Source organism: Halomonas sp. GD1P12 (assembly GCF_025725645.1).
In the GTDB taxonomy this organism is placed as follows: domain Bacteria; phylum Pseudomonadota; class Gammaproteobacteria; order Pseudomonadales; family Halomonadaceae; genus Vreelandella.
Map to the genome: position 1 here is coordinate 3,642,408 of NZ_CP107007.1, position 25,510 is coordinate 3,667,917.

The following is a 25,510-nucleotide window of genomic DNA, read 5'->3' on the forward strand; positions in this document are numbered from 1 at the left end:
CTAAACCGTTTACGATTCCAGCTGCTTGGCCTTATCGGCTGCACGTCGCTCCTGAAAAAACTTGAAGAGTGCATAGGCGATGGACCCAAACGTTAGTGCGATGAAAAACCAGGTGATGGGACCACGCACGAAGACCGACAGATCCCCGTGACTGATCAATAGTGAGCGCCGCAGGTTGTCCTCGAACATCGGCCCAAGAATAAATCCAATCAAAAACGGTGCAGCGGGTATGCCCGAACGATTGAAGAGATAGCCCACCAACCCGAACACCAGCATCAGCCAAATATCGAAGGTCGAGTTATTGACCGCGTAAGCGCCGTAGATACAAAACATCAACACGATGGGAAACAGGATGGACTTGGGAATATCGGCAATGAGCGAGAAGTACTTGATGGCCGCATTACCGACAACCAGCAGGATAACCGAGCTAAACATGATGCCCAAAAACAAGGCATAGATCAGCGAGAGGTTCTCCTGGAACATGATGGGCCCGGGGGTCAAGCCGTGTACCATAAAGGCCCCCAGAATGATGGCAGTAATGACATCGCCGGGAATCCCCAGCGACAGCAGAGGAATCAGCGTAGCACCCGCGACGCCGTTGTTACCCGCTTCGGCAGCGGCTACGCCCTCGACTTCACCCTTACCGAAGTTAGCCTTGTTAGGCGAGCGCCGCCGCGCGTCGCTGTAGGAAATGAAGGCGGCGGCCGTTGCACCGGTGCCGGGGATGGCACCAATCAGTACACCAATCAAGCTGCCTCGAATGATGCTTTTCAGGCTGCGCTTCAACTCGGCCAGGGTCATGCCCGCGCCGCTTGCCTTGGCCTTGATGTGAGGCACGATTTTCTTTCTATAGAATTCCAGTATTTCGGGTATGGCGAACAGGCCGATCAGTAGTGGAATAAAGGAGATCGAATCCATCAGGTTGTAATTGCCAAAGGTAAGGCGCTGCGAGCCAAAGACTGAATCCAGCCCCACCAGCGACAAGAGTATGCCCATGAAAGCGGCCAGTAGCCCCTTCACCATGGAGCCGCTGGCCAGCGAAATGATGATGGTCAGAGAGAAGCAAATGAGCCAGAAGAATTCCGGTGCGCCGAAGTTAAGCGCTATCTTGGCCAGATACGCGGCAAAGAAAATCAGGGCGATATTGGAGATGAAGTCGGCAATGACCGAGGAGAACAGTGCCGTTTTGAGCGCCTTCTTGGCGTTACCCTGCTGTGCCATGGGATAGCCATCGAGCAGAGTACAGGCCGAGGCAGGAGAGCCTGGCGTGCGAATCAAGATGGCAGTGATCGACCCACCATACATGCCGCCCTTGTAGATACCCACCAAAAGCAGGATAGCGGCGACCGGCTGCATCGAAAAGGTGAAAGGCAAGGCCAAAGCCACCGCCATGGTGGCCGTTAGACCGGGGATCGAGCCAACGGTGACACCGATAACGACGCCCAAGGCGATCGCAATGAAATTATCGATGCTCAAAAATAACTGTAAGACTTCCGAAACGTTTTCCATAAATCACCTAGGCCGTGCGTTGTTGCTGTCGCGTCTTTAGAGGGGCATCAACGGAAGTGGAACATTCATCACGTTGACAAAGAGCAACGTCACGCCAACGGGAAAAGCGATGGCAAAGCCGTACGCCCACCAGGTTCTGACGGGATGAGCCAGAAACAGGAGAACGGTGGCCAAAATGCCCGTCAAGATCGCGCCCAGTGACTCGAAGAACAGAACGTAGACCAGGATGGCGGCCAGCATGATAATGAAACGACGCAGCGGCCCTTTCACCAATTTCCGCTCATCGTTTTCGCCCTTTTGACGCACCAGCACCCCTTGCAGGATCAGAAGAACAGAAAATGCAAACATCAGCCAACTGACGATATTGGGTAGCCATCTGGGCGACATCATCGGGTTCTGAAGAATGGGAGGCTCACCGATATAATTGGGTACGAGGTAGAGCGCCAAAACAAGCGAAATCACCAGCAGTGCGACGCCGGTGATAAAATCCAGGGAGTCTTTGATTTTTTTCACGACATTGGGACCGGAGAACGACATAACTGCCTCTGGGAGAGACACGTTAAAGTAAGCAAGAAAAGCGAAGGCCGTTATGACCTTCGCCCTCGTTCTACAAACCAGCGTTTACTGACTGATGCCTGCCTGCTCGGCGACCTCCTGCCAGCGTGCCAGGTCGTCGATGACGAACTGCTTGAACTCTTCGCCTTCGACTTGTCCCGGCTGGGCGCCTAGCTGCTCGGCAAAGTCGAGGAATTCCGGGCGTTCCATCACCTCGTCCAGTGCCGTTTTCAAGGTGTCATAACCCTCTTCAGGGAACGAGTTATGCGCAATCAAACCAAACCAGGCGGTCGTCACGAACTGATCCAGGTTGTATTCGCCGATTTCAGAAAGCGTGGGTACGTCCGGTAGATAAGGCGAGCGCTCCGCTGAAGTAACGGCAAGTGCGCGCAAATCGCCGGATTTAATATGCGGATAGACCGTCGGCATGTTCTCGAAGGCGACGTCGACGTCTCCGCCCAGTAAGGCGGGGAGCGCCGCACCGCTACCGGCGAAAGGTACGGCGGTCATTTTAGACCCCGTTAAGGTCTTGAACAGCTCACCCGACATGTGGATAGAACTACCCACACCGCTGTGGCTGAAGGCCATGTCCTGATCCTGGGCGGCTTCAATGAACTCGATGACCGAGTGATAGGGACTGTCCGCCGGCACCACCATGACGTTGGGAATGTCGATAACGTTCTGAATGAAGGTGAAATCTTCGACAGGGTCATAAGACAGGTTGGGATAAATGGCGGCACCAATCGTATGCCCCGGAGAAGCCATCAAGAGTGTATGATCGGCGTCACGACCGCCGCGCGCCAAACGGCCAGTACCGACCGTTGAGCCAGCGCCAGGCCGGTTTTCGACAATGACATTGGCATCCAGCTCGTCGCTCAGCAGGTCAGCGACCCGGCGTGACAGCACATCCGTGGTACCGCCCGGCGCGTAGGGAACGACCAGCCGAATATCCTTTGTAGGCCAGTCGGCGACGGCAGCGGTAGAAAAAGAGGCGGAAATCAGCATGGCGCTGCTACAGACAGCCCAGGAACTGACGGTTAAAAACTTTTTCATCATGATCTTTCCTATGCGTAACTGCAGAATTGTTCGCCATTCGTACATATATTCGCACTACATACAAATAGGGTACTGCGTTACCCTACTGCTAAAAAACACAACTTTAGTAGCAGCTTGCTGAGCATTCTGAAAAGGGCCATTCAGCTCTGACGTGTGTTTGTCATTGAGGATGAACAGAAAATTCTGCTATTCCGATATGACTTAATGCTACTCGAGCGGCTCATAAGGCAATCCGACATAGTTCTCTGCAACCGTCTTGAGTCCCGCCTCGGAGCGTGTGACGTAATCGAGTTCGGCGAGCTGCAAGCGACTGTCGAAGTTGTCTTTCTCGGAGAAGGTGTGCAGCATCGACGTCATCCACCAGGAGAAACGCTCGGCCTTCCAGATGCGTTTCAGGCAGGTCTGCGAGTAGCGCTCGATCAAGTCCGTGCGGCCTTGCTGATAGACCTTCACCATCAGCCGGTAGAGCGTATTGACGTCACTGGCGGCGAGGTTGAGCCCCTTGGCGCCGGTGGGCGGGACGATGTGCGCCGCGTCGCCGACCAAAAACAGTTTGCCGTACTGCATGGGCTCCACCACGAAGCTTCGAAGCGGCGCGATACTCTTCTCGATGGAAGGCCCGGTCACGAGCTTGTTGGCCACCTCGTCGGGCAGACGGCGCTTGAGCTCTTCCCAGAAGCGCTCGTCGGACCAGTCCTCCACTTTTTCATCCAGCGGCACCTGCAGGTAGTAGCGGCTGCGGGTGGCGGAGCGCATGCTGCACAGGCTAAAGCCACGCTCGTGGCGGGCGTAGATCAGCTCATCCGACACCGGCGGCGTGTCTGATAACACCCCCAGCCAGCCAAAGGGATAGACCTTTTCGAACTCGGTGAGGCGATCACCGGGAATGCTCTGGCGCGAGACGCCGTGGTAGCCGTCGCAGCCGGCCACGTAGTCACAGTCGAGCCGGACGGTTTCGCCGTTATGCTCGAAGGTGAGATAAGGCGCGTCGCTTTCCAGATCGAAGAGCTGAACGTCGTCCGTTTCATAAAACGTGGTGGCGCCGGCGGCCTCGCGGGCCGCCATCAAATCGCGCGTCACCTCGGTCTGACCGTAAACCATCACCCGACTGCCGCCAGTCAGCTCATCCAGCGCCACACGCACGCGGCGGTTGTCGAAGGCCAGCTCGAAGCCGTCGTGGGGCAAGCCCTCTTCATCCATGCGCCGATCGACTCCCGCTTCACGCAAAAGATCCACCGTGCCCTGCTCCAGCACCCCGGCGCGGATACGGCTCAGCACGTACTCGCCGCTGCGCCGCTCGACGATCACGTTGTCGATCCCCTGGCGCTGCAACAGCTGCCCCAGCAGCAGGCCGGACGGGCCGGCACCGATAATCGCCACCTGTGTTTTCATTGAAGGCCCTCTCAAAGCATTGTTTCATCACGCGTCATGAATTGTATTTTTGATCGAATGAGGCGCTTGGATAAGGCAATATATCGCCTATTATCTGGATTTTTGGCGTATAAATGATCAACTTTAGTCACATGCGCCAGGAGCATGCGATGTCGTATTCTTCCATCGTTCCCGTATTCAAGCTCTACGGCGAAACCCGGCACTGGCCCACGCCGGATCTTTTGCACTGCGAATCGATTCCCGAGCGCAGCCGGCTGCACGACTGGCGTATTCGCCCGCACCGTCATACCGATCTGGTTCACGTGTTGTTGATCACTAAAGGCAGCGTGGATCTGGAGCTGGAGGGAGCCCACCACTATCAGCGGGATGCGGGGGTTATCGTGGTGCCGGCCATGACGATTCACGGGTTCTGTTTTTCGCCGGACGTGGCGGGGTACATCGTGACGCTGGCCCAACCGCTGGCGGACCATCTGGGGGTGGCGCTTGACGATGGCCGAGCGCTCAAGCAGCCGGGGTTTTACACCCTCGAAACCGCCGGAAATAGAGCGCAGATCGTCACGCTCGTCGAGCAGATCGACCGTGAGTATCGCCACCCGGCGCCGGGGCGGCGACAGCTTCTGGAGGTGCTGGCCCAGGCACTGGCCATCGAGCTCGAACGCCTGGTATTGCCGCGCAAACCCACGCCCCAGCGTTTGGTGCCCAAACCACGCGAAAAGGGCCGCCAGCACCTTGAACGGTTCCACGCGTTGGTCGAGCAGCGCTTCAGGGAGCAGCCCGGCATCGAGGCGCTGGCCGGCGAGGTTGGGCTCAGCCGCGCACACCTCAACCTTTTGTGCCGTCAGCAGGAGGGCCTGAGCGCCCTGCAGATACTCCACGAGCGGGTGTTGTTGGAGGCCAAACGCCAGCTTACTTATACCAACATGACCATCGCCGAGATCGCCGACGGCCTTGGTTTCTCCGAGCCGGCCTACTTCACCCGGTTTTTCAAGCGTAATACGTCGCTGGCTCCGCGCGCGTTTCGGCAGCGCCAATTTTCAGAGCGCGCAGAGTAGTGCCATAATTCAGGGACCGTCATCTCCCACGATACCCTATGGGTACTCACTCGGTAGCTTAAGGCTTGCGTATGTATAAAAAATTACAGCGATTCTTTTTTTTAAAGCGGCCTGGCTGGTACCTGCTCAACCGCGCGCCGGTGAATCCGGTGCTGAATCTGCACGGCTTGACGCCCATGCCTCACCTGGATGACAAGAGCAGCAGTCGCTTTTTCCTTCAGGAGAAGACCGATACGCTGTTCAAGCTCGTGCATGATAAATACTCGCCACGCGAGGATTTCTGGCGCTGGCTGGGGCGCGACATCATCTCCAAGCGCTTGACCGGCTCCTATGACGCCCACAAGGAGTACCAGAGCCGGCGTATTTTGAAAAAGCTGGGCCAGCGCACTGTCAACGTGCGCTGCTACGGCGTGGCGCTCAACTTCTTGAACCCGCTGGGCTCGCTCTATGCCATGGAGCACATGAGCCGGTGCCAGGCGGGAAGCGACTACTATGCCACCCTCGATGACACAAGCCGCGCCCGCTTCATCGATACCCTGGCCTCTCAGGTCGCGGCGCTGGCCGAGGCGGGCTACTATCACCGCGACCTGCACCTGGACAACCTGATGGTCGACGAAAGCACTCAGCTGATCTGGATCGATACTCACGTGAAGGCGCTGCCCTCGTCGCGGGAAAAGCGCCAGGCGCTGTTCGACAACATGCTGACCAACAGCCGCATCGACGACCCGGCCGACCGGGCCCGACTCAAGGGTCACCTCGCGCCGTATTTTTCCAGCGCAAACGAGGCCCGGAGCCATTAAGGATGAGAGCAGATAAGGCTAGAGCAAAAAGAACGTGCTTAGAATCGGGAAAATGATCAGCAGCGCCAGCCGAACGAAGTCCGACACGATGAACGGCGCCACGCCCTTGAAGATCTCGCCAAGCCCGACGTGCGGCGCCATGGCCTTGATCACGAACACGTTCATGCCCACCGGTGGGGTGATCAGGCCAAGCTCGACCGTCAATACCGTGATGACCCCGAACCAGACCGGGTCAATCCCCAACGCCTGGATGATCGGATAGACCACTGGAACGGTGATCACCAGCATGGCGATGGAATCCATGAACATGCCGAGCACGAAGTAGAGCAGCAGGATGCACAGCACCACCACGATGGGCGCCAGGTCCATGCCGTAGAGAAAGTCGCTGATGGAAAACGAGATGCGCGATACCGAGATGAAGTAGCCCAGTGTCTCGGCGCCGACCAGCATGAAGAACACCACCGACGACAGCGCCAGCGTCTCCTGCAGGCTGCGCCAGAGACCGGCCCCGCGCATGCCCTTGTAAAGCGCGTAGAGAAGCGTGGCGAATGCCCCGACGCTAGCGCCCTCTGTGGGCGTGAACAGGCCGAAATAGATACCCAGAATCATCACCAGAAAAACGGCGAAGAAAGGCACGAGACCGGATATCGAGGAAAACTTCGCCCGCCAGGACGTCCGCTCGCCGGCCACGGCCAAATCTGGGCGCAAGCGCATGACGACCGTTACCGTCAGCGCGTACATGACCAGCCCCATCAGGCCCGGAATCAGCCCCGCCATGAACATGTCGCCGACCGACTGCTCGGTCAAAATGGCGTAAATCAGAAGCGCGATACTCGGCGGAATCATGATGCCGAGCGTGCCGCCCGCGGCCAGCGCCCCGGTGGCCAGGCCCCGGTTGTAGCCGTAACGCTCCATTTCCGGTAGCGCCACGCGGGTCATGGTGCTGGCGGTGGCCAGCGACGAGCCTGAAATCGCCGAAAACACTCCGCAGGAGCCAACCGCGGCAATCGCCAGGCCCCCTTTCCAGCCGCCGCAGATCGTGCGCGTGGCGTCAAACAGCTTGCCCGCCATGCCCGAGTGTGCCGCCAGCACGCCCATCAGGATGAACATGGGAACGGCGCTGAAACTGTAGTTCGACAGCACCTCGATGGGCACCGTTTTGAGCTGCGCGATGGCGGCGTCCCAGCTGATGATCTGCGCAAAGCCGCCCACGCCGATGATCAGCATGGTCAGCGCGACGGGCACTCTGAGCACCATCAGTACCAGCAGCAGGCCAAGACCGATGGCCCCGATCATTTCACTCCCCATCGGCCACCTCCACATCGACACCAAAGAGCGCACCCAGCAGCGCATGCAGGGCGCTGCGAATGCCGAGCAGCAGGCTCATGGCCGCCGCCGCGTAGTAAATGGGTCCCATGGGCAGGCGCAGATCCTGGGTTACTTCACCGTGACGCGAGGCCGCCGCCGCCGAATCCAGAAGCCCGGTAAACAGCACCAGTCCCAACGCGGCAAAACCCAGCAGATAGACGCCGTGAAGGCGATTTTTCACCCACTGGGGCAATCGATGCGAAAACGCCTCGACCACCACCTGGCTTTTTTCGACGTTGGCCGCCATGGCCGCCAGCAGCGAACACAGCATGAGGTAGCTCACCAGCTCGACGCTGCCGCTCACGCGTAGCGCAAACGCGCCGTCGGTCAAGCGATAGAGATAACGGGTACTGACATCGGCGATCGTGACCATTAGAAGCGCCACTAGCGCCACACCGGCGACCACGCGACAACAAAAGGCCAGCCAGTGGCTGGCCTTCTCCAGAGAACGCTGCACCGATTACTCCTGGGGGCTTTCGCAGGCTGCGCTGGCGCTCAGCGCGGCCTGATAAACGTCCCGCGCCTGATCGAGGCCGCGCTCTTCGAGCTGGCTCAGGTAGGTTTCGATACCTTCCTCCAGCGGTCCCTGCCAGTCCGGGTCCTCGAGCGGATTTTCGATTTCGCGAATCGTGTGCCCGGCGTCGACCGCTTCCTGCTTGCCTTCCACATCGAGACGATCAAAGACCTCGCCAGCCTTCTCGGCCCACTTCATGCCGGAGTTGTCGTCGATCACCGCCTGCTGCTCCGGCGTCAAACGATCGTAGGCGCGCTGGTTCATGGTCGCGACGAAAATCAGTGTGTAGAACGGCACCTCGGTGTGATAGCTCACCAGCTCGTTGATACGAAAGCTGCCAAGCCCCTCCCAGGGAAAGCTCAAACCGTCGATGACGCCGCGCTGCATCGACGTATAGATGTCCGGCGCCGGCATACCGACAGGGCTTGCGCCCATGTTCTCGAGCATTTCACCCGCCACGGCGGTCGGGCGGCGAATGCGAAGTCCTTCGAGATCTGCCGGTGTCTGCACATCGGTGCCGGTGGTATGGATGCCGCCGGGGCCGGTGGTGAACATGAACAGCGGCCGCGTATCCTCGTACTCGCTGTCCAGGTGGCCTTCGTCATAAAGGGTTTGCAGTACGCACGCGCCCTGGGTTGCCGAACTCGCCACGCCCGGAAGCTCGACGATCTGGGAAAGCGGAAAACGCCCCGCCGTGTAGCCCTGAGCGGTTGCGCCGATGTCGGTAATGCCATTAGCCGCCGCTTCGTAGATGGAATCCGGCTTGGCGAGTGTACCCGAAGGGAACATTTGTACGGTCAAGTCACCGCCCGACTCTTCGGCGATGGTATCGGCCCAGGCCTGTAGAATATCCTCGTTGACTCCAGAGGCGCCGGGCCAGAAGTGAGCCATACGCAGCGTGGTGGCTGCCTGGGCGGAAGCGATGGAAAGGCCAGCGATGGTGGCGGCGAGCGCACACCGGGCGAAAACAGCTTTCATGAGGAGCTCCCGTTCTTTAGGTAGAACACGGTTGTTCGCATAACGAATATTAGTTCGTCTTATGGAGTCAACCTTAATCCACTAGTCGCCCCCAAAGCTAATCGACCTTGGTCTATATTTAGAATCCATCCATTCCCGCTTCTCCGCATTACTAAGCGCGAGCGACCGGCGCAGGTACCGTTTCGCTGTGCGCCAGCTCAGTTTGAAGTAATTTTTCCAGCAGCCGAGTCTTGAGCGCCGACGCTTCCGGAGCGCTCCATAGGTTATGAAACTCACCAGGATCGCTCTCAAGATCATAGAGCTCTCCCCATTCCAGCCCCTGGAATACCGATAATCGATACCGTTTATCTCGAAGCGAGTGAATATTGGGACATACCCCCAGGCCATTCATGGGCGCCTGATGCGCATACTGGATGAGCAAGGAATCCGGTGCTGTCGAGGCATCGGTCAAATCACGCCCCTGCATTCCCCAGGCCGGCTCGATGCGGGCTCGCTCCAGAATCGTTGCGCCGATATCCAATGTTTGGCCCAGCCGCTCACTACGTACGCCCCGCTCGCCTTCAGGATCGGCCCAGATAAAAGGCACACGGGTAATCTGTTCGTATTGCTCGGCTCCCTTGAACAGCAACCGATGATCGCCCAGATGGTCCCCGTGGTCAGATGTGAATATGGTGACCGTCTCATCGGCTCTTCCTGAATCGGTCAGCGCCTGCTGTACCCGACCGACTGCGTCATCGATCATCGTGATCATGCCACAGGTCAACGCCTGCGCTTCTTGTGCTTCTCTGGCCGAACAACCAATAGCGTTCATGCCTTGAAGGTTGGCCTTGCCCGCTTGACGGGTTTGCAATACGCCAGCCACGTGCGGCGGCGGAGTCCAGTCGCTGGCCTTGAAGGCCGCCGGCAACGGCATCTCATCCGGTGAGTACATGTCCCAGTACTCGCCTGGCGGGTTGAAGGGGTGGTGAGGATCAGGCCAGCTCACCATCAAAAAGAAGGGACGATCGCTATCCTTACGCGCATCGATCCATGCACTGGCGCGTTCAGCAATGTAGGAAGTCGAGTATAGTTCTGCAGGTACGGCGGTACGTACCGCTTGCGGGCAGGAGTAGTCGTGCGGAAGCTGATTTTCCTGCCCCATCAAACAGCTCGCTTCGGGCTTTCGCTCGAGCATCCACTGGGTATAGTCGCCCCCCACCTGGTCACCGTGTCCCGTTACCAGTTCCACATGATCGAAGCCATAAAAAGGCGTTGGCACCCTGGGCATCTTGCCCGCCCAAAAATCAGGCTCCTCGACATGGTAGAGAGGGGAAGCAAAGTCATGACGCACTGCCTCGCCCAGCTCTCCCTTTGCCTTATGGTAGCCAGGCCGACCTTCATCAGGCTTGTGTAGCGGCGCGATACCGGTAAACGTCTGCAAATGACTCTTGCCGATCAGCGCCGTTTCATAGCCGGCGTCGCGCAATAGCTCGACGAAGGTGACATTGCGTTGAGAAAGCGGAATACCGTTGTAGCGCACCCCATGCCCGGAAGGCAGACGGCCGGTCATCAGACTGGCGCGATTGGGCATGCACACAGGGCTTGCGACATAGAAACGATCAAAGGTCGTACCTTGCGCCGCCATCGTGTCGATATTGGGCGTACGTACTAACGGATGGCCATAGCATCCAAGGAAATCAGCGCGATGCTGATCGGTGATGAAAAGAATGAAATTGGGTCGATCAGACATCAGTGAGCCTCGCAGAAGTAGAGTTTGCACGAGAATTGCGAGTGGCCATGCGTCGCCAGATAATGAGCGCAACGCTCAGTATCAAAGCAATCGCTCCGGCCCATATATAGGGCGACAGCAAAACCATTGCACATATAATGCGCAGTAACCGCTCCCAGATCGGTAGTGGTCGCTTGTCAAAGCCGATCAGCGCGCTGGCTGCCTGATACAGGGATACCGCCAGCGTCAGCAGTGAAAAGAACACGAAGCCAAACGACGCCGCTGCCGCCGCTTCACTGCCTAGCAGCAGTGCCGGGTTGTAGACAAAGGCAAACGGAATGATGAAGATCATCGCCCCTACCCGCGTCGCCTCGACCGCCGTGCCAATGGGGGTCCCCTTGGAAATCGAAGCAGCCGCGTAAGCCGCAATGGCCACGGGCGGTGTAATCACCGAAGCCACGCCGAAGAAAAAGACAAACAGGTGGGCGGTCAATAGATCAACCCCAAAGCCGGTGAGCGTCGGCCCCATCACCGCCACAATCGCGATGTAAGCAGGCAGGGTCGGCATGCCCATACCCAACACGATGCACCCGCCAGCGGCAATGAGTAAGGCAGCGATAAGCGAGCTGTTCGCGGCTGCCGACAAGAGCACGGCAAACTTGGTCGGCATGCCGGTCGCATTGAGCGTCGACACCACGATACCAACGATGGAAATTGCAATGGCGAGCTGCGCCACCGTCTTGCCACCGTCTGCCAAAGCGACAATCAACTTCCATGGCGCGCGACGAACGTCCGGGTTGATGAAGCTCATGGGCACCAGCGCAAGGATTGCCGCAATGGAAGCTCCTGCCGGAGAGAGGCCGCTGATCAGCAACCAGACGATCAGCGCAATGGGCCCAAATACCAGTGCCAGATTGACCCAGTCCTGCCCCATCGGCTTTTCGATGTTGGCTTCTTCATCTTCGCGGGCGACGATACCCAGTTTTTCGGCTTCAAAAAATACGGTAAGAAACAGGCTCACGTAGTAAGCGATAGCGGGAATCACTACAGCGAGGATCACGGTGAGATAACTAACCCCGACGATATCCGCCATAACAAGCGCAGCGGCCCCCATGATGGGCGGCAAAATTTGTCCGCCGGTGGAGGCAGAAGCTTCTACCGCACCAGCAAAGTTGCCGGAAAACCCACGCCGGCGAATCATGGGAATAGTGACGACGCCGGTGCCTACCACGTTAGCTACAGCGCTGCCGGAAACGGTTCCAAACAGTGCCGAGGCGAAGATAGCGGCGTAGGCCGGGCCGCCGCGAAACCGGCGCATCAAGTGAAAGGAGATGCGAATCATTGAGGCACCTGCGCCACAGCCTTCCAGCACTGCCCCAAGAATGATGAAGGGTAATACAGTGGAAAGCACGATCCCCATGATGTTGCCAAGAATGCCCTGGCTGGCGTCATACCAGATATTCTGCGCCACAAACTCGTTCATGTCGCCGATGATGGTTTCAAAGACGCCCGGCCAATAAGGACCGGTCACCAGATAGCCAAATACAATGGCTCCAAGAATGGCGATGGGCCCGCCCCACAGCCGCCAGCAAGCGATAATGGATAGTACCGCCGGGATGGCAGCCATCCACGCTTCTCTGGCCGAGAAGAACATGAAACTATCCTTCAGAATCATCGAGATCTGGTAATAGTCCCAGCAAACCCAACTCATTAGAGCCAGCGCCACGGTATAGAGAGCCACATGCAAAACCGTTAGACGTTCCTGCTGAGCCAGACGTTGGGCGTCCCATATCAGAAAGTTCAGAAAGCACAGCCAGTAAAACAAGGGACGGAACCAGTCGAGTTCAAAAGGCCCCACCCGCGGGAGCACGCCATAAGTGGGCAGAACATTCGCCAGTCCTACCAGGGCAATAGCGAGGCCCACGGCAAAACTCGTCCACTGCAGCATTTTTAAGCTGCGTGAAAAAAGGGTTGTCATTGGATGATCTCCCGGCCTGAATAGGCCTGAATCCTTCACAGCAAAGCAGAGGATCCCCGATCCGTTCCGGGATCAGGGAATGGCTCAATCGGCTACCAGGTGCTCAGGAATGGTGATGCCTTGCTCTTCGTAGTAGCGCGCTGCGCCGGGGTGAACCGGCATGTTCGCACCTGCGAAAGGGTCATCTGCGTCCAGGCGAGCCAACAGGGCATTGGCAGACTGCATGTTATCGAGATTATCAAAGAACGACTTGGTCAGCGCATAAGCGGTTTCATCCGACATATTCTTGTTAGCGCCCAGCATCATCACCGTCACCATGATGTTTTGATCCATGTCGCCATTAACCTGACCCTGGTAGGTACCTGCAGGCACTACTTCGGTGCGCACCGCTTGATCTTCGAGGTAATTGCGCCAGCCTTCACTGTCGACCACCTCACCCGGTACGCCAAGAATGCGAATGTCACGTTGCAGGCTCAACTCCTGAACCGACTGCTGGCCCACGGCCGCCGACATGATATACATGTCAAACTGACCATCCTGAAACGCTTGGCTAGCACTCTCCCAGGGCAGTCGGACGCCTTCGTAATCACTGCCATCCTCTAGTCCACCGGACGCTTCATGGATCATACCGCGCGCCTGGTTGGCCGCCGCACCGGCGGGGGGGCCCACGTAAATACGCTTACCTGCCATATCATCCCAGCTATCGATACCGCTATCCGCCCAAACGATGGGGTGAAACGATCCGCCCGGGAAAGTGAAAAGCATGCGCAGGTTGTCCGCGAAGGACTGCGCTTGTTCGGCGGTATTGGCATAGGGCCCGACACCCCGCTGCATTGCATTGAATGCCGGGGGCGGCACCACGGCCAGATCCAGTCGGCCCGCTCCAACCTTGATCGCTGAGCGAGTTAGCGCCTGTCCTAAAGATACTTGAAGGTCATATCCGGCAGCAGGTGTGAACTGGGCCCAGGCCTGGGGCACAATGCCAGTCAATGAGGCGCTGCCGCCTCCCTCGATGCTAAGTGTTTCGGCGTGCGCCGATAGTGCTCCCCCAGCAAGGGCGACTACCAGGCTGATCGATTTCATTGTTTTAAGCATTTTATTGTCTCCAGCTCAGAATTAAGCGCTGAACCATGAGAGTAGAACATTCAATTGCCAGTAGCTTATTCTTTATCCATCATTTTCATATCATTTTTGGTATGTTGCGAAGCGCCTGGCAGGTTCTCACGAAACATTTGCATCAGCATACGCAAGGCCGGCCCCGGCTGCGTATCAGGCAGCATGGTTAGTCCCACCGGACCGCGTAAGGCATCATCGCGGATTGGCAGCACCACCACGTCTCCACTGGTACGCGCCTCCGTCACTAGTGCCTCAACCGTCACCACCACATGATTTGAAGCGCGTATGATCTTGTTGATAAACCCAGCATCGATGGACTCCAGAGCGAAATTAGGCGCCACTACCCCGCTACGAAAGAGAAAACGCTCCAACTCCTGACGAATGACAGTCCCTGGAATTGGCGCCAGCATGGGCATTTCCAACACCGTTCGAAGCTCAACATTGGCACCCGGTTGCGCCAGCACGTGCTGCGCTCCCACGGCAAAGACGATCTCCTCGTCATAGAGATGCTGAAACGTCAGGCCCTTCATGGAAACGGTATCTGAAAGTCTTCCAATGACCAGATCCAGCCCCCCCTGGCGCAGCCGCGCTAAAAGGTCTGCATTGGCCCCCGAAACGATACGAATAGTGGTGTGTGGGTAAACATGCTGAAAATCTTCGATAATAGCGGGTAATACCAAGCCGCAGACATTGGGTAGCGCCCCAATGCGCAGTAGCTCACGACTACCGCTAATATCCTGGGTCGCCCGTACACCTTCCGCCATTAGCGCTATACCAGCCTCGGCGGCATCGAAAAGTTTTCGACCGTGTGGCGTGAGTACCGCGCCGCGTAACGATCGATCGAACAGGGAGACATTAAGTATCGATTCGATCTCTCGAATTGAGCGAGAGACAGCGGGCTGCGTTATGCCGAGCACGTTCGCTGCCGCCATGAAACTGCCATTTTGCGCCACTGCAATGAAACAACGGATTTGACGAAAGCTTATTCTCGCCAACAGATGGGCGGTATTTTCGATGAGAGACTCCTTTTTCAATTCACCAGTCGAACATCGATCGTTCTTTTGGTGCCTTTGATAACGCGCGACAGTTGACGTCAATTACTGGAAAGAGATCAAAGGGCGCCTTTAAGCCATGTATTAATCGATAAACACCTGAAGTCTCGATATATTTAAATATTATCCAGAGTTAATACGGACTGATCGAAATGATTGATCTTCAAATAAAATCAAAAAAGCTCCTGATAGCGAAGGCCAATCAGAGCGTGCTCGCGCATCAGCATTTCAGCCCGTGCACCTTCGCCATTGTCCAGTGCCTGAAAGATAAGCTCGTGATGTAATTGAGCCAACTGTAGCTTTCGAAACTCCTTTATCAGGTCATTATCATCAATCACGATAGAAGCGGCCGCTGCAAAGGGTAGATGGTTGTTACGAGCAATGGCATCGCCAATGACGGCGCTACCGGCAGCACTCACGATCCGCTCGTGAAAACGGTAATTGAGCTCGATCCAGCGCTCGACATCCTCGTCCTCAAGAAACCCCTTCTCCAGCACGCCCTGACCTTTTTGGATCCAAAAAAGCAAATCGCCGCGCAGATCGTCGGCCATACCGCGCTCTGCGACGCGTTTGGCGGCCAAGCCCTCCAGCGCGCCACGCACTTCTACGGCGCAGTAGATGTCCGCATTAGTGAATTCCCGCACCATATAACCACGCTTGCCCGCGCGCTTTAGAAGCCCCTCCTGCTCCAGGCTTCGAAATGCGAGCCTGACAGGCGTTCTGGAAACACCCAAGCGATTGGCCACGGCTTCTTCACCCAATCTCGCGCCCTGGGGATAGAAGCCATCCTCAATCAGCTTACGCAATCGGCTGGCTACGCTTTTATCGTTATTGCCCATTACCGCTCCTGTATCAATCATTTATCGCTGCGCGCAATGAGAGCTAAACCAAAAGTATAGGTTGACGAATAAAACGGTCACGCTCTTTACTTTGGATCCAATTATAAAAAAACCATAATACCTAAAAGGATACCACCGTGACTCATCAAGCCCCCTATCCCCAGAACACCTGGTACGTTGCGTGCACACCTGACGAGATTTCTGAAAAGCCCCTCGGGCGAACCATTTGCAATAAGCAGCTGGTTTTCTTTCGCGGTGATGAAGGCCGCATCGCCGCCATGGAGGATTTCTGCCCTCACCGTGGTGCGCCGCTCTCATTGGGGTTCGTGCGCGACGGTAAGCTGGTGTGCGGTTATCACGGCTTGGAAATGAACTGTAGCGGCAAGTGCGACAGCATGCCCGGCCAGCGCGTACGCGGCTTTCCCAGCGTCCGGACGTATCCGGTCGAGGAGCGCTACGGGTTTATCTGGATCTGGCCAGGCGATTCTGACAAGGCGGACACGAGCCTCATTCCCGTGCTCGAGTGGGCGGATAACCCCGAGTGGGCCTATGGCGGCGGACTCTATCATATTGGCTGCGAATACCGGCTGATGATCGATAACCTCATGGATCTGACTCACGAGACCTACGTTCACGCCTCCAGTATCGGCCAGCCGGAGATCGAAGAGGCCGCGCCGGATACCAACGTCAACGGCGATGAAGTCGTCACCCGCCGCGAGATGGAGAACATTCCGGCCCCGCCGTTTTGGCAAGCGGCGCTGCGCGGCAACGGCCTGGCCGACGATGTCCCGGTGGACCGCTGGCAGATCTGTCGCTTCACCCCGCCAAGCCACGTGCTGATCGAAGTGGGCGTCGCTCATGCCGGTAATGGCGGGGCCAAGGCGCCGGCAGACAAGAAGGCGTCGAGTATCGTGGTCGACTTCATTACACCGGAGTCGGATACCTCGATCTGGTACTTCTGGGGCATGGCGCGCAACTTCAAACCCGAGGATCAGGCGCTGACCGACAAGATCCGCGAAGGCCAGGGCAAGATTTTCGAGGAGGATCTGGAGATGCTCGAGGCGCAACAGCGCAATCTGCTCAGGTACCCGGACCGCCAGCTTCTGAAGCTCAACATCGACGGCGGCGGCGTACAGGCACGCCGGATCATCGACCGCATTCTTTCCGAGGAGCGCGAAGCCGCAGGCACGGAGGCGAGCGTATGACCCACACCGCCCCCTCGATGATCGTGGAGGTCAAGGCGCGCCACGTCGAGGCGCGCGATATCGTTACCTTCGAGCTTGCCGACCCTCACGGGCGGGAGCTGCCGGCGTTCAGCGCCGGCGCGCATATCGATGTGCGCGTCAAGGAAGGGCTGGTGCGCCAGTACTCGCTTTGCAACCATTCAAATGACCGTGACCGTTATCTGATCGGTGTGCTGCGCGATGCCAATTCACGCGGCGGCTCCCACGCCATGCACGATGAGCTCCAGGTCGGCGATCTGGTGCCAATCAGCGCGCCGAAAAATCACTTTCCGCTCGAGCCCGCCGAGCACACGCTGCTGTTGGCCGGCGGTATCGGTATTACGCCGCTTTTATGCATGGCCGAACGTCTGGCGCATACCGACGCTGGATTCGAGCTGCACTACTGTACCCGCTCCCAGGAGCGCACGGCATTTTATCAACGCCTAAAGGACTCGAGTTTCGCCGAACGCGTGCACTTTCACTTCGACGACGGCGACGCCAGCCAGCACCTGAACCTCGAAGCGCTGCTCGGCCACCCCAGGGCCGATACCCACGTTTACGTATGCGGCCCCAAGGGTTTCATCGATGCGGTCATGACCACCTGCAAGGCTAGCGGCTGGCCGGAGGATCAGGTGCATACCGAGTACTTCAGCGGCGCCGACATCTCGAGTGACGACGATGGTAGCTTCGAGGTGCGCATCGCCAGCAGCGGTGCAAGCTTCACCGTGCCGGCGGACAAGACCGTCCATCAAGTGCTGGCCGAAAACGGTATCGAGATCATGGTCTCTTGTGAGCAGGGCGTGTGCGGCACCTGCCTGACCCGCGTGCTCGAAGGCGAGCCGGATCACCGCGACCTGTATCTGGAAGAGCACGAGCACGCGGCCAACGACCAGTTCACGCCGTGCTGTTCACGTGCTAAAAGCAGCGTACTCGTATTGGACCTTTAAGTTTTCATCAACCCGGATCCTGCTCGAGAAAGCAAAAGGATAACTATAATGAAAAAAATCCCGACAACCGTGACACGTGCCGCGCTGATGAGCGCGCTCGTTTTCTTACCCGCCGCCGCCCAGGCCCAGACCACGCTGCGCCTGGCCCACGTTTGGCCCGGCGGCTCGATGGTCGACAGCGCGCTCTTTCAGGCCTGGGCCGACAGCGTCAGCGAAGCGTCCGGCGGCGAGCTCGACGTGGAGGTGTTTCCCAGCCAAACGCTCGCCAAGTCTGCCCAGACGTATGACAGCACTGCCCGCGGCATTGCCGATATCGGCGCCTCGGCCCAGGGTTATACGTCCGGACGCTTCCCCTTGACGCAGATCGTCGAGCTGCCCGGCGTCTCCTCGAGCGCCCGCGAAGGCGCCTGTATTCTGCAGTCGCTCTATGACCAGGGCTACCTGGAGGACGAGTATGCCGACACCCGGCCACTGTTTTTCTTTACCACCGGCCCGGGTTACCTGCACACCAAAGAGCGCCAGATCGAAAAGCCCGAGGACCTGGCCGGCCTGCGGCTGCGCCGGCCCACCTCGGTGGTCGGTGACATGATGGAGCGGCTGGGGGCCCAGGCCGTCGGTATGCCGGCGCCAGACGTCTTCACTGCCATGCAGCGCGGTGTCGTCGACGGGCTGAGCTTCAACTGGGAAGGCATGAAGACCTTCCGCCTCAGCGAGCTGGCGAACTACCACACCGAAGTACCGCTTTACGATCTCTCGCTGTTTGCCGTTATGAACCAGCGTAACTACGATGCCCTGCCGGTAGAGCTTCGCCAGGTGATCGATGAACACAGCGGCATGGCATGGTCGATGCGCGCCGCCGAGGTCTACGACACGCTGATTGCCGAAGGTCGCCAGGAGGCCGTCGAGGCGGGCCACACGTTCATCGAGATCGACGATGCGCTCACCGACCCCGACTGGGGCCCGGTGCTGCAGGAAACCATCGACCGCTATCTCAACGAGGTCGGCGGTAATGCGCAAGAGATTTACGATACGGCCATGAGCCTCAAGGCAGAGTGCGCGGTGAGCGACGCCTGACGCTCAATAAAAAACCGAGCAAACGAGGCGGCTTTAAGGAGCCGGCAGATACGAAAGCGCCGGGGCAAAGCCCCGGCGCTTTTTCATAGCATGCTGAGCAAGGCTCAAAAATCGAAAAAGACCGTTTCGCCCGGCCCCTGCAGATGGATATCGAAGCGGTAGCGGACGGCGCCATCACGCTCTTCGCGCCTGGCGATCAGCGTCTGGCGGCGGATATCGGACTCGACGCGGGAGAGCACCGGGCAGGCCGCGTTGGCCTCAACCTCATCGTCGAAGTACAAGCGCGTTTGCAGGTGAATATTGATACCGCGGGCGAAGATCGCCAGGTTGATGTGCGGTGCCATCGGCTGGCCGTTTGGGTGGCTCACTGCGCCGGGCTTGATGGTCTTGAACGACCACTCACCGCCCTGTTCGGCGATCGTGGCGGTACGGCCAAACCCGTTAAAATCATTACGTAAATCGTAATCCATTTGATAATGACCATCGGCGTCGGCCTGCCAGGCTTCCAGAAATGCGTCGCGAACCAGGTCATTGTTGCCGTCGATGACGGTGCCGACGATTTCGATATGTTCACCCCTGGCATTGGGCCCGGCCATCTCGTTCCAGATCTCTTCGTCGCGTTCCGGATTACCAGCGGCGGCCGGCGCCAGACCGATATGGACGTAGGGCCCGGCGGTTTGCGAGGCGGTCTCGCGCAGCATCAGCTCGCTGGTCGGCTGGGTGTTGGGCTGTTTCATATGGTTCTCCCCTGCCTTACTGGTTTTCGAAATAGGTTTGGAGTTCACCGCGCACCACGATATCGAAACGATACGCGAGGCAGTCCATCGGCCGGCTCTGAGCCATATCCAGGCGCCCGACCATCGTCTCCACGGCGTCCGGGTCTTTCAGCGTATGCACGATCGGGCAAAGGGGAATCAGCGGGTCGCCTTCGAAATACATCTGGGTGATCAGGCGCGTCGAGATCGAGGGCCCCATGACGGAAACGTGAATGTGCGCCGGGCGCCAGCTGTTGACGTCGTTGGGCCAGGGGTAAGGGCCAGGCTTGATGGTACGAAAACGATAAAAGCCCTGATCGTCGGTCAAACAGCGCCCCACGCCGCCGAAGTGCGGGTCCAGCGGCGCCAGGTAGGCATCCTTTTTGTGGCGGTAGCGCCCGCCGGCGTTGGCCTGCCACATTTCCACCAGTGTATGGGGTATGGGCTTGCCGAACTGATCGACCACGCGGCCGTACATGATGATTCGCTCGCCCTGGGGCAGACCTTCGCCCTGGGTGAAGTTCATCAGCAGGTCGTTGTCGAAACGGCCCATGCGCAGGTGGCGAAAGTCCGGTCCGGTCAGCTCCGAGGCGGTGGGCTGTTGCAGGCTCATCAGCGCCTGCTGGGGCGAGCGCGCCACCGATGTCTTGTAGCCGGGGGCATAGGCCGGGGGATGCCAGGTGCGGTCACGGGTCACGAAGCGGTTATAGTGCTGGGTCATGGGAGAGGCTCTTGATGGCATTATAAGCACCGGCCAGGCGTGCGCCGGTAAACCGCGAGTGTGGCGCGTTGCCTCTCGCTTGCCAATTGAAGAGTCATGGCCACTCATAACCCATGGGTTATGAGCACTAAGACCTTGGTCGAATGCGCTGTGCCGCGACCTGACGCAGTGTTTCGCAAAACGCATCGCGGCTCATCGAGGCCTTCATGCTCGCGTTGGTGCAAACCCCCACCGACCCGCCGTGGGCCTCGAAAGGCAGCGCGACCTCGACGAGTTCGCCCTTGTCGAGCTCGCCGATCACCGCCTCGCGCGGGGCGATCCAGAGCGCATCGCTTTCCAACGTATAGCGGTGGCTGACCGGCAGCGACAGCGTTTCAAGCAACAGCGGCGGCAGCGTGATGGCGTGGCGCACGCAGAAGCTGTCCACCTGCTGGCGCAGCGTGGTTTGGGGCGGCGGCAACACCCAGGGGTAGTCGACGAGTTGGTCGGCGGCGACCGGCGCCACCCGTGCCAACGGATGAGCACGGCGGGCAACGATCACCAGTGGCTCGTAGTAGAGATGCTCGAAGTAAAGATCGCCGATTTCCCGCGCCTCGGTCATCCGGCCCACCACCATGTCCAACTCGCCCAACCGCAGGCGCGACAGCAGATAGGCGCTGGCCCCGGTCACGACCGATACGCACACCTCCCCGATGCCAGGCGGTGGCGCGGCATGAAAGCGCTGGATCGCCAGCGGCAGCAAACGGCTTTCGACGGTAGAGAGCGCCCCCACCCGCAGCCAGCGCGTACCGCGATGACCGTCGCCAATGGCACCCACGCCTTCATCGAGCGCTCGCAGAGCGGGCCCGGCGTGGCGCAGTAGTGTCAGCCCCGCCTGGCTAAGCGATACGCCCTGGGGCCCCCGTTCGAACAGCGGCGTCTCGAGAATCTCTTCGAGCTCGCGAATCGCCTTGGAGATGCCTGGCTGGCTGATCGAAAGCGCCTCGGCGGCACGAGCAAAACTGCGCCGCTTGGCGACTTCGAGAAACGCCGTCAGGTGGCGCAGTTTGATACGGGCGTTCAGCATGGCGCTCTATCCGCGAAACGAAAGCACTACCTTCGCCGATTCACGCGCGCATGAAAACCGTGGCGTTACTCGCCGCACTCGTCACGCAGGCTCAGCGCGCGCTCATGAACCTCGCGAGCGTTGTCCAGCCCGCGCTCCTCGAGCCGCGTCAGATAGCGCTCGGTGCCCTCCTCCAGCGGGCCCGCCCACGCCGGGTCACCGAGAGGGTCCTCGACGGTATGGATGGTGTCGCCCTGTTCCAGCGCTTCGTCGCGCCCCACCGCGTCCAGGCGGTGATACACCTCGCCAGCCACCTGCGACCACGCCATGCCGCTGTGCTGATCGATCACCGCGCGCGCCTCGTCGGAGAGCGCCTCAAACGCATCGCGATTCATCACCGCCATGACCGCACCAGAGTAGTAGGGTACTTCCAGATGATAGTCGACCAGCTCATTGATCCCAAACACGCGCATCGCCTCCCAGGGGAAGCTCAAACCATCCATCACGCCGCGCTGAAGCGAGGTGTAGATATCCGGCGCCGGCATGCCGATCGGGTCGGCGCCCAAACTCGAGAGCATTTCGCCGGCGACGTCGCTTGGGCGGCGAATGCGCAGCCCCGCCAGATCCGACGGCGACTGAATCTCGGTGCTGCGCGTATGCAGATACGCCGGGCCCGTGGTGAATAAAAACAACACCTTGACGTCCTCGTACTCGCTGTCGATCAGCCCCTCGTCGAACATCGTTTGCAGAATACAGGAGCCTTGAGTGGCACTACTGGAGATGCCCGGTAGTTGCACGATCTCGGAGAGTGGAAAGCGCCCGGACGTGTAACCCTGAAGCGAGGCGGCGATGTCGGAAATGCCATCGACCGCACCCTGGTAGGCGTGATCGGGCTTGCTCAGCGTACCCGAGGGAAATATCTGAACGTCGAGCTCCCCCTGGGAGGCTTCTTCGACGCTGTCGGCCCAGACCTCGAAGATCTCCTTGTGAACGGCGGAGGCCGACGGCCAGAAGTGAGACAGGCGCAGTGTCTCGGCGTGAGCGGCAAGCGACGCGGTGGCGGCCAGCGTTACGATGAGGCCTTGTGAGATGGCGCGTTTCATGAGGTCATCCTCTTTTTGTCGTTGTAGGGCGATAGCCGTGATCGGCGTGTCGCAAAAGCGTGGCGGCGCCCGCCGCTAGGTCTGCAGGGTGGGCACCTCGATCAGTAACGGTGCATCCATGGCTAGGCCCTTCGTCAGCGCGGCCTCCAGACGCTCCCGATTGCTGGCGCACACGGTCTCCACGCCGTAGCCTTTGGCCAGCGCGCAGAAGTCGATATCGGGTACATCGAGCCCCGGCGCATCCTCCGCCTGCATGTGCCTGGCAAAGCCGCGCAGTGCGCCGTAGGTGCCGTTTTTGAGGATGATGAAGATCACCGGGACGCGGTACTGCGCGGCGCTCCAGAGCGCCGTAATGGCGTAGTTGGCAGAACCATCCCCTACCAGAGCGATCACCTGACGCTCGGGCCTGGCGAGCTGGACCCCCACCGCGGCCGGCAAACCAAACCCGAGCCCGCCGGCGGCGGGAAAGAAGTAGCTGCCGGGATGGCGCATCTCGACCCGCTCCCAGAAGATCTCTACCGTCGAGGTGGCCTCCTTGACGTAGATGGCATCCTTTGGCGCCAGCGCGTTCACGGCCTCGAATACGTTGGCCGGCGCCATTCGGCTCTCTTCGTCAGCAACGCCGCCAGGCGCGGGCAGCGCCTCGGGCATTGGCCGCTCGCTGGGCTGCAAATGCGGCAAGAGTGCCTCGAGCATCGCGTGCACACTGCCTACGTATGCCTCGCCCATGGGTGCCCGAGCGGCTTCGTCCGCGTCGGAGGTAACGTGTATCAGGCGGGCCCCATCCGGCAGGTAATGCCCCGGCGCGTACTTGTGATAGCGAAATACCGGCGCGCCGACGACGACGACCAGATCATGACCCTCGAGCTGCTCGGTGATTCCGGCGATCGCCGCGGGCAGAACGCCGCGAAAGCAGGGATGACGATTGGGAAACGGGCAGCGCGACGCAGACGGCGCCACCCACACCGGCATTTTCAGACGCTCGGCAAGCGCAACGGCCAGGGCATTGGCCTGCTCGGCGTCTACCTCCGGGCCGAGTACCAACACCGGGTTGTTCGCTGACTGAAGGCGCAGGGCCAACTGCTCGACCTGCGCCACCTGCGGTGCGCCGGCCTGATGTAGCTCACGCGCCAGCAGATGCCGGGCGTCATCGCCGGTCTCACGCTGCCAGTCGTCGTGGGGAATCGAGACGTAAACCGGCCCCCGGGGCCGAGCGTTCGCGCTGTGAATCGCCTGGCTCAACGCTCGAGGCGTGTCTTCCGCGCAGGCCGGTTCATAGCTCCACTTGACCAGTGGCCGGGGGAGTTGCGGCGCGTCGACGTTGGCGAGCATCGACTCCACGCCGATCATCGAACGCGCCTGCTGCCCGGCGGTGAGCACCAGCGGCGAGTGAGAGTACCAGGCGTTGGTCAGCGCTCCCATGGCGTTGCCAGTCCCCGCGGCCGCGTGCAAATTGACGAAGGCAGGCTTGCCACTTGCCAGCGCGTAGCCGTCCGCCATGCCGGTCACCACGCCTTCGTGCAGGCCCAGAATGTACTCGAAATCCGCCGGCATACCCTTGAGAAACGGCAGCTCGTTGGATCCTGGATTACCAAAGATTTTGGCGATCCCTTGGCGGCGCAAGAGTTCATAGCTAATCGCGTGAACGCTGGGCATCGTCTGCTCCTGATTGAATTTGTTTCATTCACGCTAACGGGCTCACCTATAATCAATCAAATCAATATTATTTCTTATAAAAATAGATGAGGCTTATAGACAATGGCGCAGGTCGATCTGAATCTGATGCGCACTCTGGTAATGCTGTATGAAACCGGCAGCGTGACCCAAGCCGCCGAGCAGCTTCACGTTACCCAGCCGTCGATCAGCTACGCCTTGAATCGGCTCCGCGAGCTGTTCGACGACCGGCTGTTCGTGCGCACCGCCCGGGGAATGGAGCCCACCACGGTGGCGCGCCAGCTCTATCCGTCGCTGAAAGAGGCCTTGCGACAGATCAGCGACACCATCGACGGCAGCCGTCACTTTACGCCCGAGCGCTGTAAGCTCCGCTTTCGCCTGGCGCTGACCGACCTGGGTGAAATGTCATTGCTGCCTGCCATTTTGAAATCATTCTACGCTCAGGCGCCCCAGGCTGAGCTCGAGGTCGTACCGCTGGAGATCGACAAGGCGCGAGAGTGGCTGACGACCGGGAAGGTCAATGCGGTGATCTGTAGCCGGACGCTCGGCGGCGCGGGTATCGACAAGCACGTGCTGCTTGAAGACCGCTATGTTTGCCTGCTCGACCGGCAAGGCGGCGCAGTCGACGACTTGAGCCTCGAGCGATTCATTCATGGCAGGCATGTATCGATCGCTTCCTCATCGGGCCACGGCCTGGTCGAAGAGGTGCTGACGCAGCGCGGCATCGAACGCAAGGTGAGCCTATCGCTTTCGCACTTCTCGGTGCTCCCTCAGGTCCTTCAGGGCAGCGACCTCATCGCGATCCTGCCGCTGCAGATCGCCGCACGTTTCGCGGATGCCAGGCTCAAGGTCCACGAACTGCCCTTCACGGTGCCAGGCTTCGAGGTGGCGCTGCACTGGCACGCTCAACCCCGTAGCGCGGCGTCCCAGCGCTGGTTCTGCGCGACCGTGACCGACGCCGTCACTGCCGCGCAGCGAGCGTAGCCTTGGCGCGGTGCGGACCCAAAAAAGCGGCGCACCAGGCGCCGCTTTCGGGGTCGTGATTGAAGGC

At 59.3% G+C, this 25,510-nt stretch carries 23 protein-coding genes; 6 read left to right on the forward strand and 17 right to left on the reverse strand.

The window, feature by feature from the left end:
- Positions 1–9 precede the first annotated feature (9 nt).
- The 4 genes from OCT39_RS16745 to pobA all read right to left on the reverse strand — a co-directional run bounded on the left by OCT39_RS16745 (position 10) and on the right by pobA (position 4,512).
- A complete protein-coding gene (locus tag OCT39_RS16745; protein ID WP_263585567.1) occupies positions 10–1,509 on the reverse strand; it encodes a tripartite tricarboxylate transporter permease in 1,500 nt (499 codons plus the stop codon).
- A 36-nt stretch (positions 1,510–1,545) separates the two neighbouring features.
- On the reverse strand, positions 1,546–2,046 hold the full coding sequence (locus tag OCT39_RS16750) for a tripartite tricarboxylate transporter TctB family protein (RefSeq protein ID WP_263585568.1): 501 nt from the start codon (positions 2,044–2,046) through the stop codon (positions 1,546–1,548).
- 84 nt (positions 2,047–2,130) lie between these two features.
- Positions 2,131–3,117 (reverse strand): Bug family tripartite tricarboxylate transporter substrate binding protein, encoded by a 987-nt coding sequence (locus OCT39_RS16755; RefSeq protein WP_412031145.1) that lies wholly within the window; start codon positions 3,115–3,117, stop codon positions 2,131–2,133.
- Positions 3,118–3,327: 210 nt separating this feature from the next.
- Positions 3,328–4,512, reverse strand: a complete 1,185-nt coding sequence (gene pobA, locus OCT39_RS16760) for a 4-hydroxybenzoate 3-monooxygenase (protein WP_263585570.1) — start codon at positions 4,510–4,512, stop codon at positions 3,328–3,330.
- A gap of 149 nt (positions 4,513–4,661) precedes the next feature.
- Between pobA and OCT39_RS16765 the strand changes: the two genes are divergently transcribed.
- Both OCT39_RS16765 and OCT39_RS16770 read left to right on the forward strand, forming a co-directional pair.
- Positions 4,662–5,564, forward strand: coding sequence for a helix-turn-helix domain-containing protein (locus tag OCT39_RS16765; RefSeq protein WP_263585571.1), 903 nt, complete (start codon positions 4,662–4,664; stop codon positions 5,562–5,564).
- A gap of 71 nt (positions 5,565–5,635) precedes the next feature.
- Entirely contained in the window at positions 5,636–6,364 is a 729-nt protein-coding gene (locus OCT39_RS16770; RefSeq protein WP_263585572.1) for a hypothetical protein, read from the forward strand.
- 18 nt (positions 6,365–6,382) lie between these two features.
- On the opposite strand, the gene OCT39_RS16775 is transcribed toward OCT39_RS16770, so the two are convergent.
- The 8 genes from OCT39_RS16775 to OCT39_RS16810 all read right to left on the reverse strand — a co-directional run bounded on the left by OCT39_RS16775 (position 6,383) and on the right by OCT39_RS16810 (position 15,917).
- The gene (locus OCT39_RS16775) at positions 6,383–7,672 is read right to left on the reverse strand and encodes a TRAP transporter large permease (protein WP_263585573.1); all 1,290 of its coding nucleotides are present in this window, start codon (positions 7,670–7,672) and stop codon (positions 6,383–6,385) included.
- Complete coding sequence (locus OCT39_RS16780; RefSeq protein ID WP_263585574.1) at positions 7,662–8,189, reverse strand: TRAP transporter small permease; 528 nt, start codon at positions 8,187–8,189, stop codon at positions 7,662–7,664. Before OCT39_RS16780 ends, OCT39_RS16775 begins: the two co-directional genes overlap by 11 nt.
- Before the next feature lie 3 nt (positions 8,190–8,192).
- Positions 8,193–9,224 carry a TRAP transporter substrate-binding protein gene (locus OCT39_RS16785; RefSeq protein ID WP_263585575.1) on the reverse strand — a complete coding sequence of 344 codons (1,032 nt, stop codon included), beginning with the start codon at positions 9,222–9,224 and terminating at the stop codon, positions 8,193–8,195.
- 151 nt (positions 9,225–9,375) lie between these two features.
- Positions 9,376–10,953, reverse strand: a complete 1,578-nt coding sequence (locus OCT39_RS16790; RefSeq protein ID WP_263585576.1) for a sulfatase — start codon at positions 10,951–10,953, stop codon at positions 9,376–9,378.
- Complete coding sequence (locus OCT39_RS16795) at positions 10,946–12,910, reverse strand: TRAP transporter permease (protein WP_263585577.1); 1,965 nt, start codon at positions 12,908–12,910, stop codon at positions 10,946–10,948. Before OCT39_RS16795 ends, OCT39_RS16790 begins: the two co-directional genes overlap by 8 nt.
- 84 nt (positions 12,911–12,994) lie before the next feature.
- On the reverse strand, positions 12,995–14,005 hold the full coding sequence (locus tag OCT39_RS16800; protein WP_263585578.1) for a TAXI family TRAP transporter solute-binding subunit: 1,011 nt from the start codon (positions 14,003–14,005) through the stop codon (positions 12,995–12,997).
- A 65-nt stretch (positions 14,006–14,070) separates the two neighbouring features.
- Positions 14,071–15,060 carry a LysR family transcriptional regulator gene (locus OCT39_RS16805; protein WP_263585579.1) on the reverse strand — a complete coding sequence of 330 codons (990 nt, stop codon included), beginning with the start codon at positions 15,058–15,060 and terminating at the stop codon, positions 14,071–14,073.
- Positions 15,061–15,251: 191 nt separating this feature from the next.
- Positions 15,252–15,917 carry a GntR family transcriptional regulator gene (locus tag OCT39_RS16810; protein ID WP_263585580.1) on the reverse strand — a complete coding sequence of 222 codons (666 nt, stop codon included), beginning with the start codon at positions 15,915–15,917 and terminating at the stop codon, positions 15,252–15,254.
- A gap of 137 nt (positions 15,918–16,054) precedes the next feature.
- On the opposite strand from OCT39_RS16810, the gene OCT39_RS16815 reads away from it, so the two are divergent.
- Genes OCT39_RS16815 through OCT39_RS16825 form a run of 3 tightly spaced genes read left to right on the forward strand, consistent with a single transcriptional unit; the run spans position 16,055 to position 19,161 of the window.
- Positions 16,055–17,122 carry an aromatic ring-hydroxylating oxygenase subunit alpha gene (locus tag OCT39_RS16815; RefSeq protein WP_263585581.1) on the forward strand — a complete coding sequence of 356 codons (1,068 nt, stop codon included), beginning with the start codon at positions 16,055–16,057 and terminating at the stop codon, positions 17,120–17,122.
- Positions 17,119–18,087, forward strand: a complete 969-nt coding sequence (locus tag OCT39_RS16820) for a PDR/VanB family oxidoreductase (RefSeq protein WP_263585582.1) — start codon at positions 17,119–17,121, stop codon at positions 18,085–18,087. Before OCT39_RS16815 ends, OCT39_RS16820 begins: the two co-directional genes overlap by 4 nt.
- A gap of 48 nt (positions 18,088–18,135) precedes the next feature.
- Entirely contained in the window at positions 18,136–19,161 is a 1,026-nt protein-coding gene (locus tag OCT39_RS16825; RefSeq protein ID WP_263585583.1) for a TRAP transporter substrate-binding protein, read from the forward strand.
- Positions 19,162–19,265: 104 nt separating this feature from the next.
- On the opposite strand, the gene pcaG is transcribed toward OCT39_RS16825, so the two are convergent.
- The 5 genes from pcaG to mdlC form a co-directional block, all read right to left on the reverse strand.
- Positions 19,266–19,898, reverse strand: coding sequence for a protocatechuate 3,4-dioxygenase subunit alpha (gene pcaG / locus OCT39_RS16830; protein ID WP_263585584.1), 633 nt, complete (start codon positions 19,896–19,898; stop codon positions 19,266–19,268).
- Between the two features lie 16 nt (positions 19,899–19,914).
- Positions 19,915–20,637, reverse strand: coding sequence for a protocatechuate 3,4-dioxygenase subunit beta (gene pcaH, locus OCT39_RS16835; protein WP_263585585.1), 723 nt, complete (start codon positions 20,635–20,637; stop codon positions 19,915–19,917).
- A gap of 127 nt (positions 20,638–20,764) precedes the next feature.
- The gene (gene pcaQ, locus OCT39_RS16840; protein ID WP_263585586.1) at positions 20,765–21,703 is read right to left on the reverse strand and encodes a pca operon transcription factor PcaQ; all 939 of its coding nucleotides are present in this window, start codon (positions 21,701–21,703) and stop codon (positions 20,765–20,767) included.
- Between the two features lie 65 nt (positions 21,704–21,768).
- Positions 21,769–22,785 (reverse strand): TRAP transporter substrate-binding protein, encoded by a 1,017-nt coding sequence (locus tag OCT39_RS16845; protein WP_263585587.1) that lies wholly within the window; start codon positions 22,783–22,785, stop codon positions 21,769–21,771.
- A gap of 75 nt (positions 22,786–22,860) precedes the next feature.
- A complete protein-coding gene (mdlC, locus tag OCT39_RS16850) occupies positions 22,861–24,441 on the reverse strand; it encodes a benzoylformate decarboxylase (protein ID WP_263585588.1) in 1,581 nt (526 codons plus the stop codon).
- A gap of 102 nt (positions 24,442–24,543) precedes the next feature.
- Here mdlC and OCT39_RS16855 point away from each other — a divergent pair, with 102 nt between their 5' ends.
- Positions 24,544–25,443: a LysR family transcriptional regulator gene (locus OCT39_RS16855; RefSeq protein ID WP_263585589.1), complete on the forward strand. Its 900-nt coding sequence runs from the start codon at positions 24,544–24,546 to the stop codon at positions 25,441–25,443.
- Positions 25,444–25,510 lie beyond the last annotated feature (67 nt).